Origin of the sequence: Hymenobacter persicinus, from assembly GCF_004167665.1 — a bacterium.
Taxonomy (GTDB): Bacteria; Bacteroidota; Bacteroidia; order Cytophagales; family Hymenobacteraceae; genus Hymenobacter; species Hymenobacter persicinus.
This window is the reverse complement of record NZ_SEWE01000081.1, coordinates 1-8173: the sequence shown is the minus strand read 5'-3', so window position 1 is coordinate 8173 and position 8173 is coordinate 1. Positions and strand designations below refer to the sequence as shown.

The following is an 8173-nucleotide window of genomic DNA, read 5'->3' as shown; positions in this document are numbered from 1 at the left end:
ATCCGGATTGAGTTGGTATATCAGGGCATCTTTCTTCGCCCGCGTCCAGCCTTTTATTTCCTTTTCGCGGGCAATGGCTTGGTCTACCTGCTGATAATGCTCGAAGTACATCAGCTGATAGCAATGATACGTGCCCGCGAAAGTTGCGGCGCTGCCCCGGTTCTGGCAGTGCTGCTGCAGGCGGGTTACCAGGTCGTTGGTCACCCCAGTATACAGGACCGTTTTAGTGGGGTTCGTGATGATGTAGAGGGAATAGCGGTGGGGGTTCAAAATGGTAAGGATTGGTTTGTTTGAAAGTTAGCTTGGCAACGAAGCGGGAGAGGTCCTTCGCGTTGCTCAGGATGACAAACGGGTTGTGTAGCTCCGTTGGTAGTGCTGAAAACCAGCTCTGTTTTCCGCCAGGCCTGCCCGTTTTCTCTCCCAACTCAGTTGGTCGGCTTCGCTGGACAACTAGTTCTGTTCTGACCGCGCCCGGTTGACTTTGAGCCGGGTTGGGTTGCATTCCAACCGGGTTGAGTTGGGTTCAAACCGCGGCAGATTCACTTCCAACCGCGCTGAGTTGTCCTCTAACCGGGTGCAGTTGCCTTTCTACCGGGTCGGGTTCTTCTCCAACCGCGTTGAGTTGGCTTCCCAGTACAACGCCCCCACCCGGCAGTTCCGGACGGGGGCGTTGAATTCAGCCAGAGTTACTTTGCAGCCGACTCAGGACTTGGCCGCCGGCTTCTTCTCCTTGCCCTGCCCCACGAAGCGCACCTTGAGCTTGTCCACGGCGGCCTGAGCCCCGGGCGCGTTGCTTTTGGCGGCGCTCTGGATGTTACGGTACACCGCCAGCGCATCCGCGTAGGCCTCGCCGCCGGTCTGCATGCGGGTGCTTTCCACGTCGGTAGCCAGTTGCTCCAGGGGGCGCAGGATGGCGTCGAGGTCGGTGGTGGCTTGCAGGTCTTCTTTCAGGCCCGCAAAATCGACGAACGAGGGCACGAAGCCGGGCGTGGTGGTGCCGTAGTCGCGGATGTCCTCCATGAAGGCCACCGACCGGTCGCCCATCTTGACGATGCCCTGGCGCTCTTCGGGGGTAAGCGGGTGCAGGTAGGGCGTCAGCTCCTGCCGGATGAGAGTGAGGGCGTCGGCCACTTTCTGCTTCACGGCAGCGGGCAGCACCACGGAAATGCGGTTACTCATACGAAATGGGGGTTAAGAGAGTGAGAAATGATACGCGCACTTACCCCCATCAGGCGTGTCTATACAGGGATATCAATAGCATAAATCGGAACGTAGGGGAAGATGGGTAATTCCGCCCACTTCTCCAGTTTCCCGGGCGGGATTTCTGAACCCACTGCCCCCGCGCGGCTGTTTATCCCCTGCCTACCTTCGGCTCCTGCTTCTGCTGCCTATGCCCCGTTTCCTGCCGCGCCTTGCCGGTCTGCTGCTGCTGCTGCTCGTCCTGCTGCCCACCTTGGGCCGGGGACAAAGCTTCTCCCCCGCCGCCGACGAGTACTTCACCACCGCCCTCACCCTGCTGCGCAAAAACGCCCTGCACCGCCGGCAGGTCGACTGGCCGCAGCTGGAGCAGCAGCTCCGGGCCCGGGCCTTCAGCGTGACCACGCCGGCCGAAACCTACCCGCTGATCCGGCTGGCCGTGCAGGCCCTCAACGACCACCACAGCTCCTTCGTGCCGCCCGGTGGGCAGGCCGCCGCCCTGGTGCCCCTATCCTCCCCGCCCCGCCCGGCGGCCCCCGACACGGTAAGCGGCCCGGCCGATGTGGGCTACCTGCGGGTACCGCCGTTTCGGGGTACCGATGCCCAGGCCCAGGACTACGTGGCCCGGCTGCGCGCCCAGGTGCAGCGCCAGAACCAGTCCGGCCTGCGCGGCTGGATCGTGGATATGCGCGGCAACCCCGGCGGTAATATGTGGGTGATGCTGACCGCCCTCGGCCCATTGCTCGACGAAGGCGTGCTGGGGTATTTCGCCCCGGAGAAAGGCCCGCTGGAGCCTTGGGGCTACCGGCAGGGGCGCGTGTTTATCGGCCGGACGCCTTATCCGCTGCTCGTCGAACCCACCCAGCTCCGCCAGCCCGCCCCCGTGGTGGCCGTGCTCACCGACGGGCGCACGGCCAGCTCAGCCGAGGCCGTGGTGGTCGCCTTCCGGGGTCGGGCCCGCACCCACAGCTTCGGCCAGCCCACCTACGGGGTACCCAGCGCCAATACCACGTTTACGCTCCCGGACGGCGCCCTGCTCAACATCACCACCGCCGCCTTCGCCGACCGCACCCGCCGCGTGTACGAACGGGCCCTCGCGCCCGACGAGCCCACTGCCCCCGCCCAGACCCTGAGCCGGGCCGTGGAGTGGGTTCGGGCCCAGCCCCAGCCGTAGCACCGGCGCCGGCCCAACTATTTCGGCGGCGGCCAAACTGTTTCGCCCCGGGTCGTGTTGTTGGCCGGGACTGCGCAACTCTCTCCGCTCTATATTTGCCCGTATCCGCGGTTGTGCCGCCATTTTGTTCTTCGCCCCTGCCAGCACCGTTCATGCCTACCCCGCTCCTGCCCGTCGACTTCGAGGCTCTCTTTCACCACCTACCCGATTCTTTTCTGCTCCTGACCCCGGACGGCACCGTGGTGACCAACAGTGACCGGCACGTGGGCGTATCGTTGCTGCCCCGGGAGCAGGCCGTGGGCCGCGACATTTTCGACGCCTTCCCCTCGGCCCCGGAAAGCCAGCAGGCCCTGCGCGAGTCGCACGACTACGTGCGCCAGCACCGCCAGCCCCACACCATGCCCCTGACCCGCTACGACCTGGAGCGGCCCGCGGCCCTGGGCGGCGGCACCGAGGAACGCTACTGGCAGATAACCCACTACCCGTTGCTCAATGCCGCCGGCGAGTTGCAATACATTTTGCAGCGCCCCCAGGACGTCACCGAGAAGCATCTGGCCGAGCGGCGCGAGGCTGAAATCCAGCGCCAGCTCGCCGACAGCCAGCAGCAGGCCCGCTTCGTGCTCGAGGCGTTGCCCGTGCTGATCTGGACCTGCCAGGCCGACGGCTCCGTGTCGGCCTTCAATCAGCGCTGGCTGCACTACACCGGCCGCAGCAGCGCGGAGTCGCTGGGCTGGGGCTGGATGCAGGACCTCGACCCGGCCCAGCGCGAGGACGTGGAGCAGCGCTGGAAAACGGCCGCCCAGCGTGGGGCCGAGTTTCAGCTCGAGTTTCGCCTGCGCCGCGCCGACGGCCAGTACCGCTGGCTGCTGGTGCGCTGCGTGCCACGCAAGGCCGACGACGGCAGCGTCAGCCAGTGGGTCGGGGGCGGCACCGACATTCACGAGCAGAAGGAGATGGTGCAGGAGCTGCTGCGGGCCAACGAACAGCAGGCCGATATGGCGGAAATGGCCTACCAGGCCCAGCGCCAGGCCCTGAGCCAGCGCGAGACGTTCTACAACCTGTTTCAGCAGGCCCCGGCCCTGATCTGCATTCTGCGTGGCCCCGACCACGTCTTCGACTTCGTCAATCCCCAGTACCAGGAGCTGTTTCGCGGCCGGGAGCTGGTGGGCAAGCGCGTGGGAGAAGCCCTGCCCGAGGTGGAGGAACAGGGCTTCATCAGTCTGCTCGACAACGTGTACCAGACCGGGGAAACGTTCTACGGCAAGGAAATCCTGATTATGGTCGACCACGGCGACGCGGCCGGCCCCCAGCAGCTTTACCTCAACTTCACTTATCAGCTCTTCTCCGAAGGCGGCCACCGGGCCGGCATTACGGTATTCGCCTACGACGTGACGGACTTGGTCGTGGCCCGCAAACGCCTCGAAAAACAGTCTGCCGACGCCACCCCAGCTTCCCGCTAATCCGGGCTTACCGGCGTTTCGCCGCTATTCTATGGACATTTCCGCCCTGGACTTCCAGCAAGCCAGCATCAAGCAAGTACTTTTCAAATCCCGGCTGCGCTCCGTGCTCTACGGCGTGCGCGAAGCCGACCCCACCCTTTTTTCCCCCGAGCTCAATCCCCTGGGCCAGTGGCTTAACACCGTGGTAAAGCCCCGCTACGGCGCCTACGCCGAGGTGCGCGAAATTGAGCGCCTGCTCCAGCGCATGCTCAGCGCCGGCCAGAGCCTGGTGAGCCAGTACCAGCGCGGCCACATTGAGGAAGCCCGGGCCGGCATGGACCAGATCAACCAGTATTCCGACCAACTCACGGCCCTCCTCAAGCAGCTGGAACACTCGTCGCTGCCGGTAGCCTGAGCCGGGCACTAGCTTCCGACATCAACAAAAAAGCCCCGACTCGCTGAGTCGGGGCTTTTTTTGTTGGAGGATGCTGGGGAAATGTATGCGCTGCTTCCCGGCTGGGCGGAGCCTAGTAAGTAGCGGGCAAGATACCCTACAGCGCGTGCTGGCTGTTTTGAATCAGGTGGAGCAGGCGCTGGCGGCAGTGGTAGAGCTGGGCCTTGACGGTGGTAACGGCAATGCGCAGCTCCTGGGCAATTTCGAGGTAGCTCAGCTCGTCGAAGTAGCGCAGCGTGACCATGTGGGCATGCTTGGGCGGCAGCTGGGCCACGGCCTGCCGCACCAGGCCCAGGCGCTGGTCCCGAATGACAGCCTCTTGGGGGTTGAGGCCTTGGTCGCGGAAGTCCAGCTCGCGCAGTTCCCCGGCGTCGGTCATCACCATCCCGCCCATCGACAGGGTCTGGGGTGAGGATTTGCGCTTGCGCAGGAAGTTGATGGCCGTGTTGGTGGCAATGCGGTAGAGCCAGGTGCTGAAGGCGTACTCGGCCCGGAAGTTGGGCAGCGCCAGAAACGCTTTGGCGAAGGTTTCCTGGGTCAGGTCGTCGGCGTCGTCGGTGCTGCGGACCATCTTCTGAATCAGGCGGAACACCGTACGCCGGTGCAGGCGCACGAGCTCGGCGTAGGCTTTTTCGTCGCCCTGCAGGGCAGTGCGGATCAGCTGGAAGTCGTGGAGAGTGGCGCGGGAAAGCTCCCGGGCGACGGGCGAAGTGAGGGTTTCCATGAGCGTATCGAAGGGCAGCCGGCACGGCGGGGCTGCAAGTGAGCAAGAAGAAAAAGCGGGGCGCCGGGCCGGCGGGGAGCTGCCAGGCTCCCAAAGCAACTGCTTTCCGGCCCGCTCCACGCAGATACTAGACTGCCCGCCCCGAACTCCCGACAGACGCCCCGGATTAATCGGTCGGAATCAGCGGCCCGCGGCCAATGCCCGCCAACCAGTCCCCAGCCGCGGGCCCCAGGCCGCTCCGACGGGGCGAGTTGGCGGGGCAGCTGGCTTTGGTCGGCACACTTGGGCTTTCCGTCGATGGTTTGGCCCCACCAAAAGCAGCATTTTCTTGCCTATCAATCAGTTAGGCCAAACCAGTAGAAACCGGCGCCGGGCAGCTGGCACAGCGCTTGAAAGAGGGCTGAGCAGACGCGTCAATCAACCTTGCCTTTCGCAGCGCCCCTGGCTTATCCCCCTTTCGCTGCCTTCCCTCACTTTTCCCTACCTCCTCCCCTTTGCCATGAAAACCTCCCTGCTTTCCCTTGCCACCGCCTTTGCCCTGCTCGCTTCCACGGCCACAGCTTCGGCCGCCGACTTCGACCACGACCACGGCCGTCGCCCAAACACGGCGCCCCGCATGACGACCTCCGAAAAGGTCCAGTACGAGGCCGCCCAGCGCGAAAAGGCCCGCTACGAGGCGGCTCAGCGTCAGAATGAGCGCAAAATAGCCCAGGAGCGGGCCCGCTACGAAGAAGCCCAGCGTCGTAACCAGCGCGAAAACGAGCGGAAGCTAGCCCTGGAGCGCAGCCGCCAGGAGGCCCAGCGCCGCGACGACCAGCGCCAGGCCGCCGAGCGGGCCCGCTACGAAGCCCAGCGCCGCAACGACCGGCACGATGATAAAGATAGAGGCCGCGACTACGGCTACAACGGCCGCCACTAATCCTGCGCCCACAACTCGCTCAGCAAACCCCGGCTCCCCGTGATGTCCGGGGTTTGTTGCGTGCTGGCCTCCCGCCGCGGCCGGCCAAACCGCCGGCTTAGTCGATACTCTGCGGGCCCTGGTCGGTTACCGGCAACTTCGGAAGTCCCGGCAGGGTAGGTAGGCAGAAACACTCCGGCCCCGCAAGGCCCGCTTTTCTGCTACCCATGCCCTACCGTTTTTTCCTGGGGTTTCTGCTGGCCGCCGCCACGCTCGGCAGCTGTTCGTCGGAGCCCGACACCCGCGTCCCGCCCCCGCTGCCCCCGTCAGGGCCGCTGGCGGCCGGCCGGCCGGGCTTGGTGGAAGCCGTGCAACTGCTGCTCCACCGCCAAGATACCGTGCCGCGCACGGGCAACCGGGACCATGACTTCGCCCTGCTGCTGGCCTTGCACCACCGGGCCGCCCTGCGCATGGCCCGCCTGGAGCTGGAGCAGGGCCAGGATTCCACGCTGCGGGCCGTGGCCAAGCTACTGCGCACCAACCAGCAGCAGCACGTGCAGCAGCTTCGGCTGGCCACCGCCCGCCTGGACAACCCCAGCCCCAACTACAATCCCCGCAACGCCAAGGATGCCTTCGTGCGCTGCACGGCCGCCGCCCTGGACACCCTGTTGCAGCCCATCGGCGCTTTGCGAGGCAACGTGGACCAGGATTTTGCCGCTTTGCTGCTGGCCCACCACCGTGCCGTTGGGGTGCTACTTCAGGCCGAGGAAGCGTTGGGCCGGGATGCGGGGATGCGGCAGCTGGCCCGGTCCATCGGGGCAGCCCAGCAGCCCCAGGTTCGGTTGCTGCGGCGCTGGCAGGCCACCCACCCGGCGGCCGCCCGGTAGACTCAGGGTCCGAAAGTTCGGGCCCGGAGTGTCATCTTTGCCCCATACTTCTTCCACTGCCCCATGCCTCTGACCTGGACCATCAAGCCCTTTGCCGACCTTACCCTCACTGAACTCTACGACCTGCTGCAGCTGCGCTCCGCCGTGTTCGTGGTGGAGCAGACTTGCGCTTTCCAGGATATCGACGGGCAGGACCAGGCCGCGTACCACCTGCTGGGCTACTCCGAAACCGGGGTGCTGGCCGCCTACGCCCGCCTTTTCGATGCCGGCATCACCTACCCCGAGGCCAGCATCGGGCGGGTAGCCGTGAGCCCCGAATTCCGCCGCTTCGGGTTTGGGCGGGAGTTGCTACGCCAGTCCCTAGCCATCCTCGAAACGCGGTTTGGCGCCCAGCCCATCCAGATCGGGGCCCAGCTGTATCTGCGCAGCTTTTACGAAAGCTTCGGGTTCCGCCAGCACGGACCCATGTACCTCGAAGATGACATTGAGCACATTCACATGGTGCGGACCTAGCCTGACCCGCTCGGTACTATGCGGGGAGCAAATCAACGCAGCAGGAACGCCGCAAGGGCATTTTAATTAAAAATAAACTACGTTATGTTATATAGTATCAGTACAGTGCAGTACCTTTAGCTCGACGGGTGGTAGCCCGTTGATTTCATCCCTATTCCTTATTGCATGAAGCACTACTACCTCTGTGGGCCATGGGCCCGCCATCTTACGCCGGCCCTGACGGGCATGGCCCTACTGCTGGCCACGGCCGCCCGGGCGCAGAACCCCACTTTCGCGTCGCCGGTAGCTTACGCCGCCGGCGGCTACGCCCAGGGCATCATCAGTGCCGACTTCAACGGGGACGGCCGCCCCGACCTGGCCACGGCCAACTCCGGGAGTAGTAATGTCGGCGTGCTGCTGCAGTCGGGCACCACGGCGGGCGCCTTCCTCACGCCTAGCTTGTACAACGGGGGCGATTTTACGCCGGTGCTGGCCGCCGGCGACCTGAACGGTGATAACCGCCCGGACATCGCCTTTATTTCGCAGTCGACTATATCGGTCGGCGTGCTGCTGAACTCGGCCACCACGCCCGGCACTTTCGCAACCCCGACTTTCTACCCAGCCTCTAACGGCTCCTCCAGTTCCCGGGGGGTGGCTATTGCCGACGTCAACGGCGATGGCCGCAACGACCTGATTACGGGCAACGCCACGCAGATTGGCGTCCGGCTGAACTCGACTACTACGCCCGGCACCTTCCCCACCCTGGCCACCTACGCCAGCGGCAACGGTACCGGCTCCACCGACGAGATTGTGGTCGGGGACGTCAATGGTGATGGCCGCCCCGACATTATCGCGGCGAATACCAACACCAACACCATCAGCGTGCTGCTGAACTCGGCCACCACGCC

10 protein-coding genes are annotated in these 8173 nt (G+C 64.8%); 7 read left to right on the top strand and 3 right to left on the bottom strand.

Going from position 1 to position 8173, the window contains the following annotated elements:
* Window positions 1-270 (bottom strand): GIY-YIG nuclease family protein (locus tag EWM57_RS20445; RefSeq protein WP_129923161.1); only part of this gene is annotated, 270 nt, incomplete at its 3' end.
* A gap of 432 nt (window positions 271-702) precedes the next feature.
* Entirely contained in the window at window positions 703-1179 is a 477-nt protein-coding gene (locus tag EWM57_RS20440) for a hypothetical protein (protein ID WP_129922977.1), read from the bottom strand.
* Between the two features lie 211 nt (window positions 1180-1390).
* Here EWM57_RS20440 and EWM57_RS20435 point away from each other — a divergent pair, with 211 nt between their 5' ends.
* From EWM57_RS20435 to EWM57_RS20425, 3 genes are all read left to right on the top strand, one after another.
* Window positions 1391-2371 carry a S41 family peptidase gene (locus EWM57_RS20435; protein WP_129923160.1) on the top strand — a complete coding sequence of 327 codons (981 nt, stop codon included), beginning with the start codon at window positions 1391-1393 and terminating at the stop codon, window positions 2369-2371.
* Between the two features lie 152 nt (window positions 2372-2523).
* Entirely contained in the window at window positions 2524-3831 is a 1308-nt protein-coding gene (locus EWM57_RS20430) for a PAS domain-containing protein (RefSeq protein WP_129923159.1), read from the top strand.
* 31 nt (window positions 3832-3862) lie between these two features.
* Complete coding sequence (locus tag EWM57_RS20425) at window positions 3863-4225, top strand: CZB domain-containing protein (RefSeq protein WP_129923158.1); 363 nt, start codon at window positions 3863-3865, stop codon at window positions 4223-4225.
* A gap of 136 nt (window positions 4226-4361) precedes the next feature.
* On the opposite strand, the gene EWM57_RS20420 is transcribed toward EWM57_RS20425, so the two are convergent.
* Window positions 4362-4988 (bottom strand): RNA polymerase sigma factor, encoded by a 627-nt coding sequence (locus EWM57_RS20420; protein ID WP_129923157.1) that lies wholly within the window; start codon window positions 4986-4988, stop codon window positions 4362-4364.
* A gap of 499 nt (window positions 4989-5487) precedes the next feature.
* Here EWM57_RS20420 and EWM57_RS20415 point away from each other — a divergent pair, with 499 nt between their 5' ends.
* The 4 genes from EWM57_RS20415 to EWM57_RS20400 all read left to right on the top strand — a co-directional run.
* A complete protein-coding gene (locus EWM57_RS20415; protein ID WP_129923156.1) occupies window positions 5488-5907 on the top strand; it encodes a hypothetical protein in 420 nt (139 codons plus the stop codon).
* A gap of 206 nt (window positions 5908-6113) precedes the next feature.
* Window positions 6114-6773, top strand: coding sequence for a DUF305 domain-containing protein (locus EWM57_RS20410; protein WP_129923155.1), 660 nt, complete (start codon window positions 6114-6116; stop codon window positions 6771-6773).
* Between the two features lie 63 nt (window positions 6774-6836).
* Window positions 6837-7286 carry a GNAT family N-acetyltransferase gene (locus tag EWM57_RS20405; protein WP_129923154.1) on the top strand — a complete coding sequence of 150 codons (450 nt, stop codon included), beginning with the start codon at window positions 6837-6839 and terminating at the stop codon, window positions 7284-7286.
* 165 nt (window positions 7287-7451) lie between these two features.
* A partial coding sequence (locus tag EWM57_RS20400) for an FG-GAP repeat domain-containing protein (RefSeq protein ID WP_129923153.1) occupies window positions 7452-8173 on the top strand: 722 nt, incomplete at its 3' end.

Excerpts from the sequence above, each read along its gene's own strand:
- EWM57_RS20440 (WP_129922977.1), bottom strand. The coding sequence starts at position 1,179 with ATGAGTAACCGCATTTCCGTGGTGCTGCCCGCTGCCGTGAAGCAGAAA.
- EWM57_RS20435 (WP_129923160.1), top strand. The coding sequence starts at position 1,391 with ATGCCCCGTTTCCTGCCGCGCCTTGCCGGTCTGCTGCTGCTGCTGCTC.
- EWM57_RS20430 (WP_129923159.1), top strand. The coding sequence starts at position 2,524 with ATGCCTACCCCGCTCCTGCCCGTCGACTTCGAGGCTCTCTTTCACCAC.
- EWM57_RS20425 (WP_129923158.1), top strand. The coding sequence starts at position 3,863 with ATGGACATTTCCGCCCTGGACTTCCAGCAAGCCAGCATCAAGCAAGTA.
- EWM57_RS20420 (WP_129923157.1), bottom strand. The coding sequence starts at position 4,988 with ATGGAAACCCTCACTTCGCCCGTCGCCCGGGAGCTTTCCCGCGCCACT.
- EWM57_RS20415 (WP_129923156.1), top strand. The coding sequence starts at position 5,488 with ATGAAAACCTCCCTGCTTTCCCTTGCCACCGCCTTTGCCCTGCTCGCT.
- EWM57_RS20410 (WP_129923155.1), top strand. The coding sequence starts at position 6,114 with ATGCCCTACCGTTTTTTCCTGGGGTTTCTGCTGGCCGCCGCCACGCTC.
- EWM57_RS20405 (WP_129923154.1), top strand. The coding sequence starts at position 6,837 with ATGCCTCTGACCTGGACCATCAAGCCCTTTGCCGACCTTACCCTCACT.